Raw genomic sequence first — 20,998 nt, forward strand, 5'->3', positions numbered from 1 at the left:
AGGTAAAAGTAAGCGATTAGGAGTTTGCTATGAGTGCAATAGGGGAAAATGAGCGGATTGATGTGTTAGATTATTTGCGTGGTTTTGCATTACTGGGGATTATTTTGGTTAATATTGGGCCATTATTGGCAGCCAAAACCCCGGCAGCAGGTACCATTGATGCTGCCTATTGGAAGTTTTTGTATTTATTTATAGAAGGCCGATTTTATACGATTTTCACCTTCTTGTTTGGTGTTGGCTTCTATCTTTTCATCAATCGTGCCAATAAAAAAGGAAAAAAAGGACAAGTCTTGTTTGTACGGAGAATGATGGTATTATTCCTATTTGGAGTAGTACATATGCAGTTTCATCCTGGAGAGGCATTAACGCTCTATGCTGTCTCAGGTCTGATTCTCCTCCCATTTTACAAAGTAAACAGAAGCGTTAATCTCTTATTTGGCACCATCATGTTAGTGGTCCTAGCTATCTTTGGGGCAAAAATATTTATGATTATTCCGTTCATGTTGTTGGGGATCGCTGTGGGGCAATATCACGTGTTTGAAAGAATCTCCCACCACCTAAAAGCAATAGCTGTTTTTACCGTTATCATGCTGGTTCTGGGCCTTGGCGGGCTAACTTTACAATACCAATTCGCTCCCAACTTTATCGGCAGCACTGCGGATGAAGCAACTTCTGTCCCACTGCCTCCATTTATTCGTATTGGGATTACGATTGGTCCTGTGGTTTCTGCCTTTTATGTGTGCTGTATAATCATGTTGATTCAATTACCCTTTTTTCGTAAACTTCTTGCTCCTCTAAAAAATTATGGCAGGATGGCATTAACCAATTATTTAATACAAACGGTTTTGATTTTGGTGGCAGGAAAGGTGCTGCAGCTGCAAGGCCATATCAGCTATTTTCAAACCTTATATATTTGCTTAGCTATATATGTCATTCAATTAATCTATAGTACACTTTGGCTTCGCTATTTCAAATTTGGCCCATTAGAATGGGTTTGGAGAGCACTGACCTATCTAGAGTTACCGCCGATGCGAAAAAGATCCTAGCCGGGCATCAGCCTTCCGTACGTACGGAAGGTGGTATTCATAGTGCAAACAAAGTGCCAGGCACTAACATGGAATGTAGTCCGGCACTTTGCTCGTTTTGTAAACATCTTAATTAAGTTAAATTGACCTTATGTTCTTTTGCGAGTTTGTTTAACTTCGACTTATAATCCCGTATATGCTCTCTCGCATCGGCCAGCATATCATTTGCCTTCTGGATTAACGCCGGATCCTGTTCCTCTAAGGCCTGTTTAATCGTAACAAATGCCTTAAATTGTATATCAGCCCCTTCAATATAAATCTCGTGAATCTTCCTTAACTCATCTGTTTCTATCTTGACAGAATCCAATTCTTTAATAAATTCATTATAATTTGGGATAACTTCTTTCGTTAACGCCTCGTACATCGTCTGGTCATCCTGATAATTTGCTCCAGACACACCTTCGTAAGCAGAAATTGCTGCCGCCTCTAATTTCCCTGCTGATTTCATTTCCTTATTCACGTAATTCAACAAATCATCTTGAACAGGGTCATTAAAGCAGCCTGACAACAGCAAAAGGATCGGAAAAACAATCGCTAAAAGTCCTTTTTTCACTGCGATCACCTCCTAATCCTCAATTTATGAGGTGCTGGAAGTCCAATATGTTAGAGGGTGAAAAAAATCATCCTTCTTAACAACGATAAACAAACCAATGAATTTAATTGATAAAAATTCTCAATTACTTATTGACACCATTTTTGCCAATTGTTTATACTAAGTGTAAGTGATAATGATTTTCAATATCATTTAAAAAATAAATCTATGGAGACAATGATGAAGAAACGATATCTATTATTGGTGTTAGCTATATTGTCAGGAGTCTCATTGTTTGTGGGAGTTAGCAGTATATCACTTAGTGATCTCCTAAACTTCCAATCTGAAGAAACGCAAGTATTTCTGATCAGCAGGGTACCGCGGCTTGTCGCCATCATTCTTGCCGGAGCAGGTATGAGCATTGCAGGACTCATTATGCAGCAGCTGAGCGGTAATAAATTTGTCTCACCCACAACAGCCGGAACACTGGATGCCACTCGTCTGGGAATATTGGTATCAATGCTCCTATTTGCAAATGCCTCGATGATGCAAAAAATGCTTGTTGCCCTAGTGTTTGCACTTACGGGAACGTTTTTATTCATGCAAATATTGGACCGGATTAAGTTGAAGGATGCCATTTTTATCCCGCTAGTAGGCTTAATGTTTGGTAACATATTATCTTCGGTCACGACGTTCTTTGCTTACAGGGCAGATGTGATTCAAAATATGTCCGCCTGGCTTCAAGGTGATTTTTCTATGGTGATGAAAGGGCGCTATGAGCTCCTATACATAAGTATTCCGATTTTAATTATTGCCTATTTCTATGCCAACCGATTTAATGTTGCCGGAATGGGGGAAGATTTTTCAAAAAATTTAGGTCTTGCCTATCGGAGAATAGTCAATATTGGACTAGTGCTTGTTGCTCTGATAACGGTCACTGTCGTCCTGACAGTCGGAATGATTCCGTTTCTCGGTTTAATTATTCCGAATATCATCTCCATTTTTAAAGGCGACCACCTGCAAAAGACACTGCCGCATACGGCTTTACTCGGAGCAAGCTTTTTACTAGTTTGCGATATTCTAGGGAGACTCATCATTTATCCATACGAGATTTCCATTAGCCTGATGGTTGGAGTCATAGGCAGCGGAATCTTCCTCTATCTTCTATTCAGGAGGAGGGCTTATGCGTAAACAGTGGCTAAAAATGGGAGGCTTAGTACTAGCCGCACTTTTGTGCTGCGGGATTTACTTATTTCACGATCTTAATGGCAGCTTTGATTATGCATTTCCCAAAAGGGCAGTTAAGGTCATCGCCATGATCATTACAGGATTTACGATTGCTTATGCGACGGTCGTTTTTCAAACGATAACCCATAATCGAATCCTCACCCCGAGCATAATGGGGCTTGATGCCCTCTATTTGCTTTTGCAAACCGTCATCATTTTCTTTCTTGGTTCTGACCATCTGGCAGTTGTCAATAAACAGGTTAACTTCTTAATCTCGATTGTGGTCATGATTATGTTTGCTCTTGTTCTATACCGATTTCTTTTTAAACACGGCAGTCAGTCGATTTACTTTTTACTGCTCGTTGGAATTATTGTCGGCACCTTTTTCTCAAGTATATCTACTTTCTTTCAAGTGCTGATCGATCCAAATGAGTTTCAGATAGTTCAAGACCGGATGTTTGCAAGTTTTAACAATATTAATTCGGATTTGGTCTGGCTCGGACTGGCGCTGGTTTTTATCGTCATCATTTATGCCTGGCGTTATATGAAATATCTCGATGTTTTATCATTGGGAAGGGAGTGGGCGATTAATCTAGGCGTTCCCTACGACTCGATTGTGCGAAAAATGCTGATTATCGTAGCGATCTTTATTTCTATTTCAACCGCACTTGTTGGACCGATTACCTTTTTTGGCTTAATTGTAGCGAACCTTTCCTATCAGCTTTTTAAAACCTATCAACATAAGGTTCTCATTAGTGGGGCAATTGTCATGAGTGTCATCGCCCTTGTTGGTGGACAATGGGTGGTCGAACGGATTTTTACTTTTTCAACCACACTCAGCGTCATCATTAACTTTATCGGCGGGATTTACTTTATCTATCTACTAGTAAAGGAGAGGAAGGCAGCATGATTCAAGTAAAATCGTTATCGAAGTTTTACGGTAAGAAAGCAGTAGTTGAAGACGTGACCGTTGATATCCAGCCTGGAAAAATAACCTCCTTTATTGGACCGAATGGTGCCGGAAAATCAACACTTCTTTCCATGGTTAGCCGGCTGGTCCATGCAGATACAGGTGAAGTGCTTGTCAATCAGTCCAATGTCCGGATGATGAAGTCCAATGATTTTGCCAAATCGGTGTCAATATTAAAACAATCGAATTTTATGAATGTCCGACTCACGATTCGCGAACTGGTCTCGTTTGGACGATTCCCATACTCCAAAGGGCGGCTTACCGAAGAGGATGAGCGGATGGTCGAGCAATCCTTAGCATACATGCATTTGACGGAATTGCAGGATTGCTTTTTGGATGAATTATCAGGAGGACAGCGGCAGCGCGCCTTTATTGCAATGGTGATCGCTCAGGATACTCAGTACATATTGCTGGATGAGCCGCTGAACAATTTGGATATGAAGCATTCTGTTCAGATTATGAAAATACTGCGACGCCTAGTAGATGAACTTGGTAAAACGGTTGTGATTGTCCTTCATGATATTAATTTTGCCTCTGTTTATTCGGACTGGATTGTCGCAATGAAGGAAGGGAAGGTGGTCAAAAACGGCCCGACTGAGGAGATTATCCAATCGGAGGCCTTAAATGAGATTTATGATATGGATATACCGATTCAAGAGGTGAACAATTGCCGGATTTGCGTTTATTTTAATTCATAGGCTGTGTTAAAAGTATTGTTGATTTTTAGCCTGTTGATTGGAGCGGAAGGCGGCGAAGACTCCTGCGGGAGTACGGGGCAGGGGAGACCCCACAGGCGCAAGTGCGCCGAGGAGGCTCCCCGGCACGCCCGCGGAAAGCGAAGCCGCCTGGAGCGGAAATCAACATTCAAGATTAACACAGCCAATTCATAAAAAGGGGATAAAAGTATGAGAAAGTGGAGTTTACTAGGGTTTATTTTTACGGTAATTTTGGTGTTAGCCGCTTGCGGCGGGACAAAAGAGGAGGAGGCTTCTAAGCCGGCATCCTCTAACGAACAATCAGACGAGAAAATGACCATTAAACACCAGTATGGGGAAGCAGTGGTTGAAAAGAACCCGAAGAAGGTGGTTGTGTTTGACTTTGGTGTACTGGATACCTTAGATGAGTTAGGGATCGAAGTGACCGGTGTTCCCCAAGTAACAATTCCTTCCTATCTAAAAAAATACAGTGATAAGAAATATACGAATGTCGGCAGCTTGAAGGAGCCGGACTTTGAAGCGATTCATGCCTTAAAGCCTGATGTCATCTTTATCTCAGGCCGCCAAGCGGAATTATACGATCAGTTTGCTGAAATCGCCCCTACGGTTTATGTAGGAATGGACTATACCAACTACATGGATTCCTTTACGAAAAATATGAATTTAATCGGTGAGATTTTCGGGAAAGAAGATCAAGTAAACCGCGAATTAAAAGCGATTCAGGCAAGGGTGAACGAGGTGAATAAAAAGGCAGCCACTCTTAACGAAAAGGGACTGGTTGTTCTGGCAAACGAAGGAAAAGTGAGCGCCTATGGCCCAAGCTCCCGCTTTGGTTTGATTCATGATGTATTTGGCTTTGGAGCGGCTGATCAGAATATTGAAGTCTCCACCCACGGACAAAGCATTTCGTTTGAATACATTAAGGAGAAAAATCCGGACGTTTTGTTTGTGATTGACCGAGCCACAGCGGTAGGCGGGGAAATCGGGGCCAAAGAGATCGTAGAAAATGAACTAGTTAAAAAAACTTCGGCCTATCAAGAGGACAAGATAATCTACTTAGATGCAGACTCTTGGTATCTAAGCGGCGGCGGTTTGCAATCCATGAAAGGTATGACTGCAGAGATAGAAGCAGCCCTTTAAAAGAGAATAACAGAGAAAACCAACGCTTGGCTATCGACAAAAGCCAAGCGTTTTTCTGTCGATGTCCGCCAGAGACGGACAAAACAAAAGAAATGTTCTTTTGTGGTGCCTGACACCATAAAATTACCCCTTTTTTTTATCGAAAAGTTCTGTAAAATGAAGTTTGAGAGATTATGTGTATGGGAGAGATATGCATGGCTAAGAGTTTCCCTATTTTTGGCGAACCGAATTATTCAGATACGATTAATCCTGATGATTTAATCGACCTTTTTCTTAATAGTACGGCCGATGGTATATGTATATTGAACATGGAAAATCGGTTTATTCGCGTGAATGATATGTATACGAAAATTTTAGGATATACCGAAACAGAGTTGGCTGGACGGAGCTTCGAGGAAATCGATCAGTCTGATTTAGCGATAGAGGTCATCAAGGCGGTAAAACAAGGGGAGTTTTTCCACGATCTAGTGACTCAATGTTTACATAAAGATGGAAGCCTGCTTGATATAGCCGTGTCTTTTTCCCCTTTACGCAACTCAGTAAGGGAAATTATCGCCATCATTGGGATCTATCGTGATATTACCAAGCATTTAACCATTGAACGAGAATTAAAGCGGACCCGTGAGCTATACCGATTGATTACAGAAAATACCACTGATATGATTAAACTTTATACTAATGATAAAAAAATAATTTATGCTTCTCCGTCTCACGAAAAATGGCTGGGCTTCCCTACGAATGAACTAATTGGCAAAGATGTTTACAGTCTGATTCTGCCAGAAGACAAAGAGTGTTTAGACCAAGTCTATGAGAAACTTATGAGAACAGGTGAACCCCAGCTGTTTCAAGTTAAAATGAGAACAAGTGATAACAGCTATATTGATACGGAGATTACCATTTCGCCAATTTATAACGAGGAAAATGAAATAGAGTCTTATGTTACCGTGGCTCGTGACATTACTGACAGAATCAAAAATGATGATGCCCTTCGTAATTTAGACCGGCTCTCGATTATTGGTCAACTAGCTGCCGGAGTTGCTCATGAAATCCGAAACCCTTTAACATCCCTAAAAGGTTTTTCAAAGCTATTGAAGAGTACCATTGATAAACAAAAACAAGACGACTATTTATCAATTATCATGAATGAACTTGACCGAATTGATATGATTGTCAATGAATTTATGTCGCTGGCAAAGCCGCAAGCCATTCAATTTAAACGGGAAAGTTTAAGCGCTATTCTTGATAGCACCGTTAACATTCTTCATCCGCAAGCCTTATTACATAATGTGCAAATTATTAACCACTTCATAACGGATGATATCGATTTACTTGGGAACAGAAATCAGTTAAAACAGGTTTTTGTTAATTTTTTAAAAAATGCGATTGAAGCGATGCCATCTGGCGGTCAAGTTCATATTGATGTACAAAAAGCTGAAGGCAGCCAGGTTTTGATTCGAATTACAGATGAAGGCACAGGAATTGACAATCATCTCATGGATTATTTAGGGACACCGTTTTATACCACCAAGGATAAGGGGATTGGACTTGGTTTAACGGTTAGTAACAAAATCATTCAAGAACATAATGGCACGATGAAAATTGAAAGTGAGTTAGGCAGAGGCACGACGATTACGGTTGAATTAGGATATGTATAAAAAAGGCGTCAACACCATGCTCACTCAGGTGTCTGACGCTTATTTTGTATAGCGGTTAGCATAGCTCGAGGCGACAAACGCATCTGGTTTAATCTTTGGTTCTACCCCCATGGACTCCATTCGCGTCACCATTTCTGTTACAAACTCTCTCGTCTTATTCCGTTTGCCAGCACCAATATCGATATGTCCTTCCATGGCAAAGGTTGCTCCTTCATAGAGATAGGGCAGGACAATCGCAATAAGCTTATTTTTCCGCTCTTCAGTAAACATAGCAACAATTTCCTCCGTTAATGATAATTCAAGTGAAATCCGCTCATGCAGCTGTGTCATTTTTCTTGGTACCACAATCTTTCTGATACAGGCCCATACACCATTTCCTTCATTCTGAATAACAATTCCAGTGATAAAAACCGTTTGCGATTTATGAACCTGTGAATCTGTTCCCACCATCAACCGATAGTTTCCTTTAGGGGCGGAAGACATGAATAAAATGATTCGATCAAAAACCTGTTCAAACGTCAGTCCTACCTCTTGAAGATTTTGAAATGTATGGTGGTACACTGCATTATTTTTCATATTGAAAACACCCCCTTGGATAAAAAACGTAGACTAACTCTTATTCCTATCTTATGGCGAGGAGACCTTTGTCGTGCGGACATCTTTGGCAACCCGGTCTAATTTATATGTATGTCGAGTCAGCGGAAAATAGTAAAACAAGTAGGAGGCTTGACTAGGTACGGCTAGTCCATTGCCATAATGGTCATAAGAGGAGGAAAAGATTTAACTGAAAACAATTATTTGCCTAACAATATTTATGCCAGTCCATCATTAGATAAAGAAACAAGATCAATTGGAAAAGGATGATGGAGAATGGCAAAAAGAAACAGAGGAAAGACAATCAGCAACCTGCCTTCAAACGGACGGGGGACATGCCCACTTTGCGCAAGGACGGGAATAAAACTACTCTATGCTCATAAATCGGAAACAGGGCAAACGATCCAAGTTTGCAAAAACTGCCGTAAAAAATAACGTTCCATGAGTTGCTGCTATATTTTTATATTGTTAACTAATTAAAATTTTTGGTTGACAATAGTTACTCTTACCATTTATTTTTAAGATAAGATAAAAAAATAAGGGTGGGAGACGAAATGAGGAAATTAAGGGCACTAGATTTAACACTTGCCGCCATGTTTGTGGCACTTATGGCCATCGGGGCAAATATATCAACGATTGCTCCGTTTTTACATGTCGGTGGAGTTCCGATTACACTACAAACCTTTTTTGCTATTTTAGCAGGAGCTATTTTAGGAAGCCGTTTAGGTTCAATTGCCATGATTGTTTATATGTTAGTAGGCTTAGTCGGGGTTCCCGTATTTGCTGACTTTACTGGCGGTCTATCAATTATCATAAGACCTACCTTTGGCTTTATTCTATCTTATATTTTAGCGGCGTTTATTATTGGAAAAATCGTTGAAAAGAATAAAAGCCTGCCTGCGTTCATCATTGCCTCGTTAATTGGCATGGCCGTCAACTATCTGTTCGGCACCAACTGGATGTACTTTGCCTACAAATTTTGGGGAGCTGCACCAGATGGATTTTCCTACAAAATGGCGTGGTTATGGATGGCGGCCCCGCTGCCAAAGGACATAATCCTATCCATCCTAGCCGGAATAATGGCCCACCGCCTCGAAAAAACCGTCCTATCCAAGGGCCAATTCAAACAACTCAAACGTGGTGCCTGACACCATTACTCACTTTGTCACAATGAAAACAGCGGTTCAACCGGTAGAAGTTGAGCCGCTGTTGCTTTAGATTCTGGATGCTAAAGAGCCTTTATGGAGAGATTTACTAATGTATTCGGTGAAGAAAAGGGAGAAGAAAGATAGTGCAATGTAATACCATGTGTCCCACCAGACTAAACTGTGGAGGATTCCCGCACGTCTCAGTAAGAGTGTGGCGCAGTACATACAAAGTCCGATAGCAAGATATTTTCCCCATCGTGGTAAGAGTTGAAATTTAGCAATAAACACGTAAACAACACTGGCACATAAATAAAAAATGGTCGAAAAAGCGATCGTATCTTTAGATTGGTTAGCAAATAAACCAAACTCATAATAGCGATTAGAAAAAAACATAATCGGGATAATATGCAGCGAACCTGGAAAGGGACTTATAATGAGATATAAACAAAAGGTATGAAAAAAGCCTTTTATAGGGACCCTCATTTTCCGATAAAGAAATTTAGCAAATAAAAAATAAAAGGGTAGGCCTAGGGAAGTATAGAATGTCTTCCACCAGTAATGCTTATAGATATGCAGTTCTAAAAACAGCCATTCAATCCCTGCATACAAACCAATTGTAAATGCTACCCATAGCCAATTTTTATGAAAGGATGCAAGGAAGGTGGCGGTCACAGGTAATGTTAAGGCATTAGATGCGATGGCCCCCCAAGCACTATCATAAATAGGATCGTGTTTGATGATATGAGGATAATATTGATAGCTGCTTAAAAAGTTATAAATAACGGCCTCAATGATATACCCTGCCCCGACCATACCTATAAAAGTTAATAACGCGCTTCTGATATCTGATTTTATACATATATAAATAAGAAGAATGATACTAATGAATCCAAGTCCGAGATAGCATAATGAATTTAAATCCACTATCATACCCCCTTTAAAAAAATAGTATCCATCTTCAATTAAAATTTATTCAAAAGAAATTATTTATTCGATCATCCTTTATCCTATGTTTTCTTTATGATTTATGAGTAGGTAGTTTTCCAACATATTGTTTTCGAAACTGATGGGGAGATACATGCTCCAGTTTTTTGAAGATCCTGCTGAAATAGGCAGATTGTGTGAAGCCACTGCTTTCTGAAATCCGATCAATACTCCAATCAGTTGAAACTAGTAATATCTTAGCTTGATCAATCCGAATTTTATTGACATATTCAATCGGTGTACACCCAAAAGACTGGATCATGCATCTTGCAATATGGTTTGGATGAAACCTGAGAGCTCGCCCCAGATCTTCATAGGTAACTTTTTTAGCATAATTTTTACGTAAATAAACAGCTGCCTTTTCTGCGACCGCAAATGCAGGCAAAGAATTGGCCAAATGCATATGATTTGAAAGTTCCTGCAGTAATTGCTGAAAGAGTATTTGCCGCTGCCATTCTCCCGAATAAATAGACTCGGTTTCTGCAGCAATAATTTTTGAACACAGGAGCTCCACAGCCTCGGGATTGGATATCTTGCAATACTTGGGCAGCGTTATCCCGAAGGGGCTCTCGGATAAAAAGTTGCCACAATCCTCAGCTGATTTTTCTTCGTAATGAACAGGTTTAGAAATGGTAAGATCTCTCCACCCTTTTGAAGAAATGAAATGAAACCAAAAAAACTCGGTTACTTGATCACATGGCGATACAGAAAAATGGTACCTGTCTGGGTAGAGGATAAGTGTATTTCCTCTGCAAACATTATATTTACGATAGTCCTCTCCCATGAACAATTGCCCTCTTGTCACCACTAATAAATCAAAAACACCAATATTATTCCTGTTAATATGCGATTGACCGATATCAAACGTATTCCTGCCGGCTGCAAGAAGTGTCGGTAAAGGTGGAGCAATTATTTGAAGCATTTCGTCTCTCCTCACATGTTAGGATTGTGCAATTTTTTGTTATGATTTTATATTTTATTCTTTAATAATAACAATATAATAGGTTCATGTATGTTTTTATTTTAATGTATTTTGGTACAAGGGCGTAGGAGGGGGGACGTGCAGTATGCAAAGCATGCGTTGGGTGTGGAAGTATATAAGGAACTTCCGCATTAGATTATTTAGTGGCCTTTTTCTGGCATTAACTGTTTCCGTATTAAACATGTTGAATCCATATTTTGCAGGAAAAATTGTTGATAAGGTTATTTATGGCCATCAGAACAATTTATTATGGATGTTTTTAGGGACCATGATAGGGGTTACCATAATCAAGACGGTTATTCGATATAGTTATCAATTAATGTTTGAACGGGTTTCACAAAGTGTGATATTCACCATAAGAGAACAGTTATATGATCGTCTCCAGCAATTAGATTTTAGCTTTTTCGATCGGACCAAAACAGGAGATATTATGGCCCGGATGACTGGGGATCTAGAAGCTGTAAGGCATTTTACGGCGTGGGCTATTTATATGATCTTCGAAAATCTAACCATCTTACTCATTGCGATTGGGTTTATGTTTTATATTAATCCATTATTGGCGTTGGCAATGGTAGCGGTAACACCGGTTATTGGTTTCTTTGCTACACGTCTTTCCTTTACGGTCAAGCCTACCTTTACAGAGATCAGGGGACAGTTTGCACGGTTAAATTCAGTTGTTCAGGAAAACATTAGCGGAAATCGGGTTGTAAAGGCATTTGCCAAGGAAGACTACGAAATTGATAAGTTTTCAGTCGAAAATGAGGCATTTAAGGAGAAAAGTCTTGATTCTGCAAAGGTTTGGGAAAAATATTTGCCTGTTCTCGATTCACTTGCAGGAGTATTAACCGTTGTGATGATCTTAGTTGGAGGGATCATGGTTATTAATGGTTCACTGACTTTTGGTGAATTAGTAACTTTCAATTCCTTGATTTGGGCGTTAAATAATCCAATGCGGATGGCTGGCTGGTTAATCAATGATGTGCAGCGGTTTATTGCTTCAGCTGAAAAAGTAGAAGACCTGTTAAACACTCAACCTGAAATTACCAATGAAGCAATGAGAGCGAACATCAGACAGATGAATGGAGTAGTCGAGTTTAACCGAGTGTCCTTTAGTTACGGAGATGAACAGGTACTCAATGATATCAGCTATAAGGTCCTGCCGGGTCAAACAGTGGGGATCATCGGCCCAACGGGGGCAGGTAAATCCACATTGGTAAACCTTTTAAGCCGCTTTTATGATACAACAAGCGGGGAAGTTAAGGTGGATGGGATTGATGTGAGAGATTGGGATATTCCTAAATTGAGAGATAGTATGGCTATGGTCATGCAGGATATATTCCTTTTTTCCGATACCATTGAGGGAAATATTGCATACGGGAATCCTGATGCCACCTTGGAAATGGTTCAATCTGCTGCAAAAATGGCAGAGGCACATGATTTTATCATGAATCTTCCAGATGGCTACGATACGATTATTGGGGAACGGGGCGTAGGTCTTTCAGGCGGACAACGGCAAAGGATTGCATTAGCACGGGCACTTTTAAAAAATCCATCTATCCTGGTTCTTGATGATACAACATCAGCTGTCGACATGGAAACAGAACTTCGTATTCAACGAACGTTAAAGTCGTTACTGAAAGAGAAGACCTGTTTTATTATTGCTCATCGGATTTCTTCTGTAAAAGAGGCTGATTTAATTCTTGTCATGGAAAATGGCCATATCATTGAAAGAGGAAAGCATAAAGAGCTGCTTGCGAAAAAGGGCTATTACTATAAGGTGTTTATGAATCAGAATGGGAATTTTGATGGTCAGCACAATAGCGAGGATGTGATCTATCTCAATGGCGCGCAATAAATTTGATGTGGATGAAGAGTTGGAATCACCATTCAGCTTTGTTCATCTAAAGCGTTTGTTTACTTATTTAAAACCCTATCGAAAAAAGATTATTTTTACTGTTTTAATTATGCTGATTGCCAGCGGAGCCAATTTAATTGGCCCCTATTTGATTAAAAGAGCCATTGACGAAAGTATTCCCAACAAGGATGTCGGAAATTTACTGCTCCTTGCCGGCATTTATCTTGGAGCTCTGGTTATTACGGGAATCTGTATGAAATATAGAATTCGGATGATGTCGGAGATAGGTCAGAGTGTCATCCTTAATATTAGAAAAGATTTGTTTACCCATTTGCAAAAACTGTCTTTTTCCTTTTATGACAGCAGACCGCATGGAAAAATTTTAGTGAGGGTGGTTAACTATGTTAACTCCTTAAGTGATTTATTATCAAATGGTTTAATCAATTTAATTACCGACCTGTTTAGCCTGGTCGTGATTGTCGGTTTTATGTTAGCGATTGATGTGAAGTTAACACTTATGGCGATGCTTGGATTTCCAATCCTGGCTGCCGTCATCCTTTTGATTAAAAATGCACAGCGGAAAGCTTGGCAAACATTAAGTAATAAGCAGTCCAATATGAATGCGTATATTCATGAAAGCATCAATGGCATCAAAGTGACTCAGGCCTTTACCAGGGAAGAAGAAAATAAACGTATTTTTAAAGATGTTTCTGAAAGCTATCGTAGCTCATGGATGAAAGCGGTAAGAATCCAATTCTTACTATGGCCTTCAATAGAAAACATATCGGTTCTTACGACCTCTGTCATTTATGTATTCGGAATATCTCAGATCGGTGAAGGAGTAACCGTCGGCGCTTTGGTTGCCTTTGTTGGTTATATAGGAATGTTTTGGACCCCCATCGCCAATATTGGGAACTTCTACAATGCCATTATCAATGCGACGGCCTATTTGGAAAGAATTTTTGAAATGATCGATGAAAGGCCGACGGTTGAAGATCGTCCAAATGCTTCAAAGCTGCCGACGATTAGCGGGAAAGTGGATTTTAAAGAGGTTGTGTTTGAATATGAAGAAGGAGAAAGGATCCTTAAGAATATAAACTTTTGTGTAAATCCTGGTGAAACCATTGCACTTGTTGGTGCGACCGGATCGGGAAAGACGACAATTGTCAGTTTGCTCAGCCGTTTTTATGATGTAAGCAGCGGGAAGATAGAAATTGACGGTGTCGATATTAGTACGGTTACCATTCCATCTTTAAGGATGCAAATGGGCGTCATGCTTCAAGATCCATTTATTTTTTCTGGTACGATTATGGATAATATCCGTTATGGCCGGCTTGATGCTACCGACGAAGAGGTGATTGCAGCGGCGAAGGCGGTTCAGGCCCATCAGTTTATCAGCGGTCTGGCCGATGGGTATCAAACAGAGGTCAACGAAAGAGGCACAAGGCTTTCTACCGGACAAAGACAGTTGATTTCGTTTGCCCGCGCACTTTTGGCCGATCCTAAAATCTTAATTCTCGATGAGGCTACCTCTTCCATTGATACGGAAACCGAGCTGGCATTGCAGAAGGGATTGGAGACTCTACTTGCCGGAAGAACATCTTTTATTATTGCTCACCGCCTTTCAACTATTCAAAATGCAGACCGCATCCTTGTCATAGATAAAGGCAGAATCATTGAGGAAGGATCACATAACGAGTTATTAAGCAAGAAAAGCTACTATTGGAACCTGCATCAATCACAGCATCAATCCCTAGAAGTGGGATAATAGCTAGAACTAGAAGAACTTTGTCTATCTCGAATTGAGATAAACAAAGTTCTTTTTTTTGAATTGCAGTCCAATGTTAAAAGTCAAAATTTTCACTTACTAAGTAAAATTATTCTTATAGGTAGGATATGAAAATTTGATAACCTTTTATTTGTAAAGGCTTTCAGAGTCTAGTAATCACGGATGAAGGAGGATGTTAAATTTTTCAAACAGTTCCTAAATTGTCTCAAAACCAGGAATCTATTTTTCTTTAAAGTAACCATTAAAAATGAAAAGCGGGGGTAAATTATGAAGAAGCATTTCGCTCTAATATTTGTGTTAATACTTATTCTTAGTAGTATAATGGCGGGTTGTAGTTCTAAAGACACCGCATCAAAGGAAACAGTAAAAGGCTCAGATGGAAAGGTTACCTTGAAAGTAACAGTATGGAACTACGATACCACGCCAGAATTTAAAGCATTATTTGAAGCCTATCAAAAAGAAAATCCTAATGTAAAAATTGAACCAGTTGATATTGAAGCAGCACAGTATGACCAAAAATTAACAACCATGCTGGCTGGTAACGATGATTCTGATGTTTTAACAATGAAAAACTTAATCGGCTATTCAAACTATGCTTACCGCGGTCAATTGAAAGACATGACTGCATACGCAAAAAGCTTAGATGGAGAGAAGTATCAGGGCATGTTAGAGAATATGAAAGATGCCAATGGAAAAATTTTCGCTTTACCATATCGTAACGACTTTTGGGTGCTTTATTACAATAAAAAACTATTTGATCAAGCAGGCGTAAAGTATCCTGAAAATTTAACATGGGATGAGTATAGAGAAACAGCTAAGAAATTAACTTCTGGTTCGGGAGATACAAAAGTATATGGCGCGTATAACCATGTTTGGAGATCCATTACCAATGCAACGGCAGCGGCTCAAGAAGTAGGAAAACCAAATGCACTGGTTAAAGGTGACTATAGCTTCCTAACCAATATGTATAAAGTTTTTAAAGGTATGCAGGACGATAAGAGTGTATTAGATTATGGAACTGCAAAATCAACTAACACTACTTATGCTTCACAATTTGAAACCGAAAAAGCGGCTATGCTTCCAATGGGTACTTGGTATATGGCTGGTGTTCTAAATTCGAAAAATCAAGGTAAAACGAATGTAGATTGGGCAATTGCTCCACTGCCTCAAACAGAAAAAGGCAAAGTTAAATCATGGGGATCTCCAACAGCTTTCGCTGTAAATAAGAATGCAGCACATAGTAAAGAAGCTGAAAAATTTGTTAAATGGGCTTCCGGTGAAGAAGGGGCAAAAGTGGTTGCAGGTGTTGGTGTAGTTCCAGCTTATCGTACAGAGGAAATTAATAATATTTACTTTAAGGTTGCTGGTATGCCGAGCGATGAACTTTCTAAGAAAGCATTTAACCCTGATTTTGTAAATATTGAGATGCCAATGGACAAAAACTCCGCTGCCATTGACCAAATTTTAAATGAAGAACATGACTTAATCATGATCGGTGAAAACAGTATTGACAAAGGAATTAAAACAATGGGACAACGTGTTAAATCTGAAGTTTTAAATAAGTAGTAAACATGGTGGGACAAAAGTGAACAGGTTTAGAGCAGATAACTAAAGTCACAGCTTTTGTCCCGTTTTTAAATGCTCTTTTGAAAGGAGAGAACCACCAATTAGAAAGGGTGGGACAATATGAGTAATACAAATACGAATGTGGTAATTAATGCTCCTAAAGTTAAAATTTTATCAGAAAAGAAAAGAAGAAGAAGAAACACATTAGTTGCCTGGTCCTTTATTACTCCGAACTTCCTTGGATTCTTTATTTTTACCTTAATCCCTGTGGTAGCTTCGTTCGTTATCGCTTTTATGAAATGGGATGCCTTTTCAGCTCCTGAATTCGTAGGATTGAAAAATTTTAATACAATGATTCATGATACGACCTTTTGGATTTCCCTTTGGAATACTATCTACTATACCATCGGTACCGTCCCGTTGACATTAATCTGTTCCCTGCTTTTAGCTATCCTGCTCAATAAGAAAATCCGTGGAATCGGCTTTTTCCGAGCTGCGCTCTTCTTTCCATATGTTACGTCCCTTGTAGCCGTTGCCGTTGTATGGAATATGTTATTTCATCCGGATATGGGACTTATCAATGAATTTTTACGCTGGATTGGCATTGAAAATGCGCCAGGCTGGACTTCTTCGTCAAAATGGGCAATGCCGGCAATTATTATTGTAAGTGTTTGGCGTGGAATGGGTTATTATATGGTTCTCTATTTAGCGGGATTACAAAGTATACCAAAAGAATTATATGAGGCTGCCAAAATTGATGGTGCAAATAAATGGCATGAATTTAGACATGTAACCTTACCAATGCTTGCTCCGACCACTTTTTTAGTATTAATTATGTTAACGATTTCTAGTTTCAAAGTATTTGATTTAATTCAAGTTATGACAATGGGTGGACCAGGCCGATCTACTAACGTATTAGTTTATCAAATCTATAATCAAGCGTTCGTAAAATACGACTTTGGTTATGCCTCTGCTATCTCGTTAGTTTTATTCGTCATTGTGTTAGGAATCACGATAATTCAATTCCGAATACAAGAAAAAAATACAGACTATTAGGGAGTGAAAAACATTGGATGCAGCAACAAAAAGCCCTGGATTGTCTCGAAGAACAAAGCAACATATAGGGAATACCATTACGTATATCTTTTTACTTATCTTATCTCTCTTAGTTTTAATTCCATTTTTATGGATGATCTCATCTTCGTTAAAACAGGATAATCAAGTATTTAGTATCCCAATTCAATGGATTCCTACAAAACCACAATGGAGGAACTTTGTAGAAATCTGGCATCAAATCCCACTATTGACATTCTTTAAAAACACCATCTTTCTAAGTGTAGTCGTTACTTTTATACAAGTACTGACTAGTAGTTTTGCTGCTTATGGTTTTTCTAAAATGAGATTTAAGGGCAGAAATACACTTTTTCTAGCCTATATTGGTACGATTGCCGTACCATGGCAGGCTTATATGATTCCTCAGTTTATTATGATGAGAGATATTCATTTAACAGATTCATTATGGTCTTTAGTCTTATTACAAGCATTTAGTGCTTTTGGTGTCTTTTTAATGAGACAGTTTTATATGAGTATTCCTGAAGAATTAAGTGAAGCTGCACGAGTAGATGGATTAAATGAATATGGAATCTACTTCAAGATCATCTTGCCATTATCCAAACCAGCTCTTACTACCCTGATCGTTTTAACCTTCGTTAATACTTGGAACGATTACATGGGGCCGTTCATTTACTTAAACTCAACCGAAGTGAAAACGATTCAGTTAGGTTTACGTATGTTTGTCACTTTGTATGATGCCCAATATGCATTAATTATGGCTGCATCTCTTGTATCGATTATACCAATTACAATTATCTTCATTTTTGCACAAAGATATATTATTGAAGGAATAGCAACCACTGGGATGAAAGGCTGATCTTTATGTTTCGAATGAACCTGTCACATTTTCAATATGCTGCCATTTTTAATTACGGGTATTGGTTTTTGATGTTAAATTTGTATTTTGCCATAGCTAATATACCCTTTATATTAGCATTGTCTACATTACAATTTATTCCATCAAATATGATCTATTATTTTATTACTCTTATCCCTATGGGACCCGCATTGGCAGCATTAATGGCATCTCTAAATAAAATAGTGGTAGAAAAAGATATTAGTGTAACAAAAGATTTTTGGAAGTTTTTTAAGGGAGGCTTCCCGGCATCTATCCTTTTATGGACAATCACTTTGGCGCTGTTATTCATTTTAACGATTGATATTGCGGTGTTCATGGATAAATCTTTATTTGCCATTGTTTCTCCCTTATTTATTATCTTATCTCTCTTACTATTAAATATGGTGATTTGTGGACTGGTTATCATGACAAAAACAAACCATAAATTAAAATCACTTTTTATCCTATCATTCTATTATTCGATAAAAAAATTCTATATTACCATTTTAAATACAGTCTTGGCTTGCTTTTTTATCTTTATTTTATTAATTAAACCTGTGTTTGCTTTTATGGTTTTACCAAGTTTGATTTTTTTCTTGATTGTGCGTAATAGTTCATTAGTTTTTCAGAATTCAAATCAGCTGTAAAAGGAAGTTTCTTTAAGTTACCTAGTGGATGGTGAAAAAATGAATAATGTTGAAACGGGAAAGGTAACAAGTAGAAAAAACTTAGTTTCTATGTTGGAAAAATTGTTAGACCCACTAATCACGCATTTTGACCGTGAAGGTCCTGGTTTGAAGTTTGATACGGGCGGTACGCATTACAGTGAAAAGACCCGTCAAATTGAAGCCTTATTCCGTCCGCTTTGGGGAATTGTTCCGCTGCTTGCCGGGGGAACAGAGTATAAAGGCTACGAGAGATATATTGCTAGACTTAAAGAAGGTATCGATCCAGAACATCCACATTACTTCGGGGAAACCCATCATTATGACCAACGTTTAGTAGAAATGGCTGTTATTGGATTAGCATTATGCATTTGTGGTGAAAAATGGTTAAGTTTCTTTGATGAAAAAGAACAAAACCAGCTGCATGCGTGGTTAAATCAAATTAATCAACGGGATATACCTAAGAATAACTGGATCTTCTTCCGCATCTTAGTGAACCATGGTTTTCGTCTAAATGGCCTTACCTATAATGAGGATATGTTAAAGAATGATTTGGAGCTGGTTCACTCATTTTATCGCTCTGAGGGATGGTATGTAGACGGATATCCTGATCAGATTGACTATTATGTTCCTTTCGCTATCCATTTTTACGGTTTAGTTTACGCAAAAACAGCAGATGAAAATGATCTGCACGCGAACGTTTTTGTGGAGCGGTCTAAAGAGTTTGCTCAATCATTTGCTTGTTTCTTTGATGGAAATGGGGCAGCAGTCCCGTTTGGCCGGAGTATGACCTATCGTTTTGCCCAAGTGGCATTTTTCAGTGCAGCCATTTTTGCCGAAATTGAAGTTCTGCCATACTCAGAAATGAAATGGTTAGTTTTAGAACACTTGAAGCATTGGATGGGACAATCCATTTTTAGTCATGATGGTTTACTAACCGTAGGCTATTACTACCGGAATCAGGTGTTTACTGAAGGATATAATGCTTTTGGTTCACCCTATTGGGCATTGAAGACATTTTTGTTATTGGGTCTGCCTGAAGAGCATCCATTTTGGTCTATTTCAGAAAAGGCACCAGACCTTCCTAGCAAAAAATTAATCACCCCGGCACGATTTTTAGTGACACGAGATCAGAAAAATAAACAAGTCCAATTATATACCGCTGGATTACATTGTGAACCCCATACCCATTGTGATGCAAAATACGAAAAGTTTGTCTATTCAAGTGTGTTTGGATTTAGTGTTTCAAAAGGTCAATTAAATTTAAGGCAAGGTGCATTTGATAATACTCTTGCAGTTAGCCTAGACTCTGAAAGATACTACAAAATGCGCTATGAGAAGTCTGACTATCAAGTAACGAAAGACTATTTATTAACAAATTGGCATCCATATGAAGGCGTAAGATTGAGAAGTATTATTGTTCCATTTACTCCTTTTCATTTCCGTATCCATATGATTGAAACAGATAAAACTATATATCTTGCAGATGGAAGTTTTGCCTTAGGATTTGAAGTGGATGGAGCTCTTATCCAGAAAATAACTAATCCCAATCAAATTAAAGTGATGAGTGATGAACATCAGGTGGGGGTGATTGATTTTAGTCATGATTCAGAACTGGAATACGTATACGGTGAGCCGAATTCCAATATCATGAAAGATCAAACCTATATCCCTACAGCAAAGGATAAAGTAGATAAAGGAAAGCATTTATTAATCCATGGATTTTATGGAACTTTTGTGGATGATACGATTCCAGAAGCAAACTGTACGATAGAAGAAAATGAATTCATTCTTTCAGTGGGGCAAGATGTGGTTTCCATACCAAAGAGTTTATTAGATTTAGATAGTTGAAAACATACTGGTAAGAGAAAGTTTAAAAGAAATGACACTATTTCCTTAAAAGAAGGCTCGGGAAAACAGTGTAAAAATAACCTTTTTTAATTATCGGGCTTCTTTATGGCCCAATAAAGAGGCTTCGAGGACTATTCAAGAATTGCTGCCAGTTGTTGATATCTGTTCATGCGGGGAACTAGATGCGGTGTATTTACTAGGGATGGAAAAACCTAATGATTTAACCAATAAATTGAAAATATTGACCCACTATTATCGAAACATACAAGAAGAATATCGAATATACAA

General features: G+C 38.7%; 18 protein-coding genes. 14 read left to right on the forward strand and 4 right to left on the reverse strand.

Annotated elements, in window-relative coordinates:
* Positions 1 to 29: 29 nt before the first annotated feature.
* Positions 30 to 1,046: a DUF418 domain-containing protein gene (locus tag V7077_RS02960; RefSeq protein WP_335498353.1), complete on the forward strand. Its 1,017-nt coding sequence runs from the start codon at positions 30 to 32 to the stop codon at positions 1,044 to 1,046.
* A gap of 112 nt (positions 1,047 to 1,158) precedes the next feature.
* On the opposite strand, the gene V7077_RS02965 is transcribed toward V7077_RS02960, so the two are convergent.
* Positions 1,159 to 1,638 (reverse strand): hypothetical protein, encoded by a 480-nt coding sequence (locus V7077_RS02965; protein WP_335498354.1) that lies wholly within the window; start codon positions 1,636 to 1,638, stop codon positions 1,159 to 1,161.
* Positions 1,639 to 1,857: 219 nt separating this feature from the next.
* Between V7077_RS02965 and V7077_RS02970 the strand changes: the two genes are divergently transcribed.
* The 5 genes from V7077_RS02970 (at position 1,858) to V7077_RS02990 (ending at position 7,325) form a co-directional block, all read left to right on the forward strand.
* On the forward strand, positions 1,858 to 2,808 hold the full coding sequence (locus V7077_RS02970; protein ID WP_335498355.1) for an ABC transporter permease: 951 nt from the start codon (positions 1,858 to 1,860) through the stop codon (positions 2,806 to 2,808).
* Positions 2,801 to 3,754, forward strand: a complete 954-nt coding sequence (locus V7077_RS02975; protein ID WP_335498356.1) for an iron chelate uptake ABC transporter family permease subunit — start codon at positions 2,801 to 2,803, stop codon at positions 3,752 to 3,754. The genes V7077_RS02970 and V7077_RS02975 overlap by 8 nt, the downstream gene beginning before the upstream one ends.
* Positions 3,751 to 4,512, forward strand: a complete 762-nt coding sequence (locus V7077_RS02980) for an iron ABC transporter ATP-binding protein (protein ID WP_335498357.1) — start codon at positions 3,751 to 3,753, stop codon at positions 4,510 to 4,512. The genes V7077_RS02975 and V7077_RS02980 overlap by 4 nt, the downstream gene beginning before the upstream one ends.
* Before the next feature lie 207 nt (positions 4,513 to 4,719).
* Positions 4,720 to 5,670 (forward strand): siderophore ABC transporter substrate-binding protein, encoded by a 951-nt coding sequence (locus tag V7077_RS02985; RefSeq protein ID WP_335498358.1) that lies wholly within the window; start codon positions 4,720 to 4,722, stop codon positions 5,668 to 5,670.
* A gap of 194 nt (positions 5,671 to 5,864) precedes the next feature.
* Positions 5,865 to 7,325, forward strand: a complete 1,461-nt coding sequence (locus V7077_RS02990; protein ID WP_335498359.1) for a PAS domain-containing sensor histidine kinase — start codon at positions 5,865 to 5,867, stop codon at positions 7,323 to 7,325.
* 39 nt (positions 7,326 to 7,364) lie between these two features.
* Here V7077_RS02990 and V7077_RS02995 read toward each other — a convergent pair whose 3' ends face one another.
* Positions 7,365 to 7,901 (reverse strand): ribonuclease H-like YkuK family protein, encoded by a 537-nt coding sequence (locus V7077_RS02995; protein WP_335498360.1) that lies wholly within the window; start codon positions 7,899 to 7,901, stop codon positions 7,365 to 7,367.
* A gap of 572 nt (positions 7,902 to 8,473) precedes the next feature.
* Between V7077_RS02995 and V7077_RS03000 the strand changes: the two genes are divergently transcribed.
* Positions 8,474 to 9,067: a biotin transporter BioY gene (locus V7077_RS03000; protein WP_335498361.1), complete on the forward strand. Its 594-nt coding sequence runs from the start codon at positions 8,474 to 8,476 to the stop codon at positions 9,065 to 9,067.
* 66 nt (positions 9,068 to 9,133) lie between these two features.
* Here V7077_RS03000 and V7077_RS03005 read toward each other — a convergent pair whose 3' ends face one another.
* Together V7077_RS03005 and V7077_RS03010 are read right to left on the reverse strand one after the other, a co-directional pair.
* The gene (locus tag V7077_RS03005) at positions 9,134 to 9,991 is read right to left on the reverse strand and encodes a hypothetical protein (RefSeq protein ID WP_335498362.1); all 858 of its coding nucleotides are present in this window, start codon (positions 9,989 to 9,991) and stop codon (positions 9,134 to 9,136) included.
* A 94-nt stretch (positions 9,992 to 10,085) separates the two neighbouring features.
* Complete coding sequence (locus V7077_RS03010) at positions 10,086 to 10,973, reverse strand: helix-turn-helix transcriptional regulator (RefSeq protein WP_335498363.1); 888 nt, start codon at positions 10,971 to 10,973, stop codon at positions 10,086 to 10,088.
* A gap of 145 nt (positions 10,974 to 11,118) precedes the next feature.
* Here V7077_RS03010 and V7077_RS03015 point away from each other — a divergent pair, with 145 nt between their 5' ends.
* The 7 genes from V7077_RS03015 (at position 11,119) to V7077_RS03045 (ending at position 20,710) form a co-directional block, all read left to right on the forward strand.
* Positions 11,119 to 12,888 carry an ABC transporter ATP-binding protein gene (locus tag V7077_RS03015; protein WP_335498364.1) on the forward strand — a complete coding sequence of 590 codons (1,770 nt, stop codon included), beginning with the start codon at positions 11,119 to 11,121 and terminating at the stop codon, positions 12,886 to 12,888.
* Positions 12,875 to 14,656, forward strand: coding sequence for an ABC transporter ATP-binding protein (locus V7077_RS03020; protein WP_335498365.1), 1,782 nt, complete (start codon positions 12,875 to 12,877; stop codon positions 14,654 to 14,656). The genes V7077_RS03015 and V7077_RS03020 overlap by 14 nt, the downstream gene beginning before the upstream one ends.
* Positions 14,657 to 14,944: 288 nt before the next feature.
* Entirely contained in the window at positions 14,945 to 16,243 is a 1,299-nt protein-coding gene (locus tag V7077_RS03025; RefSeq protein ID WP_335498366.1) for an ABC transporter substrate-binding protein, read from the forward strand.
* 120 nt (positions 16,244 to 16,363) lie between these two features.
* Positions 16,364 to 17,299: a carbohydrate ABC transporter permease gene (locus tag V7077_RS03030; RefSeq protein WP_335498367.1), complete on the forward strand. Its 936-nt coding sequence runs from the start codon at positions 16,364 to 16,366 to the stop codon at positions 17,297 to 17,299.
* Between the two features lie 13 nt (positions 17,300 to 17,312).
* Positions 17,313 to 18,173 carry a carbohydrate ABC transporter permease gene (locus tag V7077_RS03035; RefSeq protein WP_335498369.1) on the forward strand — a complete coding sequence of 287 codons (861 nt, stop codon included), beginning with the start codon at positions 17,313 to 17,315 and terminating at the stop codon, positions 18,171 to 18,173.
* Positions 18,174 to 18,178: 5 nt separating this feature from the next.
* Positions 18,179 to 18,841 carry a YesL family protein gene (locus tag V7077_RS03040; protein WP_335498370.1) on the forward strand — a complete coding sequence of 221 codons (663 nt, stop codon included), beginning with the start codon at positions 18,179 to 18,181 and terminating at the stop codon, positions 18,839 to 18,841.
* Positions 18,842 to 18,880: 39 nt separating this feature from the next.
* On the forward strand, positions 18,881 to 20,710 hold the full coding sequence (locus tag V7077_RS03045) for a DUF2264 domain-containing protein (protein WP_335498371.1): 1,830 nt from the start codon (positions 18,881 to 18,883) through the stop codon (positions 20,708 to 20,710).
* Positions 20,711 to 20,998: the final 288 nt, after the last annotated feature.

Source organism: Neobacillus vireti (assembly GCF_036962465.1).
GTDB lineage: Bacteria > Bacillota > Bacilli > Bacillales > Cytobacillaceae > Neobacillus > Neobacillus vireti_B.